Raw genomic sequence first — 2,679 nt, forward strand, 5'->3', positions numbered from 1 at the left:
CTCGTCCACGGGGGCCGCACCGGCAGGGCGCCGGGCGGCGGATCGACGGCACGGGAATGCGTCACCGCCGAGTGGGACGCCCTTGTTTGCCCAGCTCGTCCCGCTCGTATGCTCGGGGGATGACGACTTCCGCCAGCTCCGGAACGGGCCGCCCCACCGAGAACTCGATGCGTCGCGCCCTCAGGCGCGCCCGGGACGGGGTCACGCTCGACGTCGCCGAGGCGGCGGTACTGCTGCAGGCGCGCGGGGCCGACCTCGACGACCTGTGCGCCACCGCCTCACGGGTGCGGGACGCGGGCCTGGAGGCGGCCGGGCGGCCCGGCGTCATCACCTACTCCAAGAGCGTCTTCATCCCGCTCACCCGGCTGTGCCGGGACAAGTGTCACTACTGCACCTTCGTCACCGTGCCCGGCAAGCTGCGCCGGGCCGGCCACGGGATGTTCATGTCGCCCGACGAGGTGCTGGACGTCGCCCGGCGCGGCGCGGCGATGGGCTGCAAGGAGGCCCTGATCACCCTCGGCGACAAGCCGGAGGACCGCTGGCCGGAGGCCCGGGAGTGGCTGGACGCGCACGGGTACGACGACACCATCGCCTACGTCCGGGCGATCTCGATCCGGATCCTGGAGGAGACGGGTCTGCTGCCGCACCTCAACCCGGGCGTGCTGAGCTGGACGGACTTCCAGCGGCTCAAGCCGGTCGCCCCGTCGATGGGGATGATGCTGGAGACGACGGCGACCCGGCTGTGGTCCGAGCCGGGCGGGCCGCACCACGGCTCCCCCGACAAGGAGCCGGCCGTGCGGCTGCGGGTGCTGGAGGACGCGGGCCGCTCGTCGGTGCCGTTCACCAGCGGGATCCTGATCGGCATCGGCGAGACCTACGAGGAGCGCGCCGAGTCGCTGTTCGCGCTGCGGAAGGTGGCGCGGGCGTACCACTCGGTGCAGGAGCTGATCATCCAGAACTTCCGCGCCAAGCCGGACACCGCGATGCGCGGGATGCCGGACGCGGAGCTGGACGAGCTGGTCGCTGCGGTGGCGGTGGCGCGGGTGGTCATGGGCCCGTCGGCCTGCGTCCAGGCCCCGCCGAACCTGGTGGACGCCGAGTACGAGCGGCTGATCCGGGCCGGCGTCGACGACTGGGGCGGCGTCTCCCCGATCACCATCGACCACGTCAACCCCGAGCGGCCCTGGCCGAAGATCGACGAGCTGGCCGAGAAGTCCGCGGCGGCCGGTTTCGAGCTGCGTGAACGGCTGTGCGTGTACCCGGAGTTCGTCCGGCGGGGCGAGCCGTGGCTGGACCCGCGGGTGGTGCCGCACGTGCGGGCGCTGGCCGACCCGGAGACGGGGCTGGCGGTGCCGGACGCGGTGGTCGAGGGGCGTCCCTGGCAGGAGCCGGACGAGGCGTTCACCCCGTCGGGCCGGACGGACCTGCACCGGACCATCGACTCCGAGGGCCGCACGGGCGACCGGCGGGACGACTTCGACGAGGTCTACGGCGACTGGGAGTCGCTGCGGGAGGCCGCCGCGCCGGGCATGGTCCCGGAGCGGATCGACGGCGACGTGCGGGCCGCGCTGCGCACGGCGGCGGACGACCCCACCCGGCTGACGGACGAGGAGGCGCTCGCCCTCTTCCACGCCGACGGCGCGGCGCTGGACGCGCTCTGCCGGATCGCCGACGACGTCCGCAGGTCGGCGGTCGGGGACGACGTGACCTACATCGTCACGCGGAACATCAACTTCACCAACGTCTGCTACACCGGCTGCCGTTTCTGCGCGTTCGCGCAGCGCCGCACCGACGCGGACGCGTACACGCTGTCGCTGGAGCAGGTCGCCGACCGGGCCCAGCAGGCGTGGGACGTCGGCGCGGTGGAGGTCTGCATGCAGGGCGGCATCCACCCCGACCTGCCGGGCACCGCCTACTTCGACATCGCGCGGGCGGTGAAGGAACGGGTGCCCGGCATGCACGTGCACGCCTTCTCGCCGATGGAGGTCGTCAACGGCGCCACCCGGACCGGGATGTCGATCCGGGAGTGGCTGACCGCCGCCAAGGAGGCGGGCCTCGACACGATCCCCGGGACGGCCGCCGAGATCCTCGACGACGAGGTGCGGTGGGTGCTGACCAAGGGCAAGCTGCCCACGGCCACCTGGGTCGAGGTGATCACCACGGCGCACGAGCTGGGCATCCGGTCGTCGTCGACGATGATGTACGGCCACGTCGACCAGCCGCGCCACTGGCTGGGGCACCTGCGGACGCTGGCCGGCATCCAGCAGCGCACCGGAGGGTTCACGGAGTTCGTGACGCTGCCGTTCGTGCACACCAACGCGCCGGTGTACCTCGCGGGCATCGCGCGGCCGGGGCCGACGGTGCGGGACAACCGGGCGGTCACGGCGATGGCGCGGCTGCTGCTGCACCCCCACATCCCCAACATCCAGACCAGCTGGGTGAAGCTGGGCACGGAGGGCGCGGCGGAGATGCTGCGGTCGGGCGCCAACGACCTGGGCGGGACGCTGATGGAGGAGACCATCTCCCGGATGGCGGGCTCCTCCTACGGCTCCTACCGGTCGGTCGCGGACCTGGTGGCGATCGCCGACGCGGCGGGGCGGCCCTCCCGGCCGCGCAACACGCTCTACGGGGAGGTCCCCGAGGAGCGGCAGCGGGCGGCGGCCGCCTCGGACGGGCATC

Annotated in this window: 1 protein-coding gene; it reads left to right on the forward strand. The window is 73.2% G+C overall.

Annotation, left to right across the window (positions count from 1 at the left end; translation table 11 throughout):
* Positions 1 to 119 precede the first annotated feature (119 nt).
* Positions 120 to 2,679 (forward strand): bifunctional FO biosynthesis protein CofGH (locus tag HW445_RS25830; RefSeq protein WP_180223305.1); only part of this gene is annotated, 2,560 nt, incomplete at its 3' end.

The organism is Streptomyces sp. UH6, from assembly GCF_013421635.1.
Classification (GTDB): Bacteria; Actinomycetota; Actinomycetes; order Streptomycetales; family Streptomycetaceae; genus Streptomyces; species Streptomyces abyssomicinicus.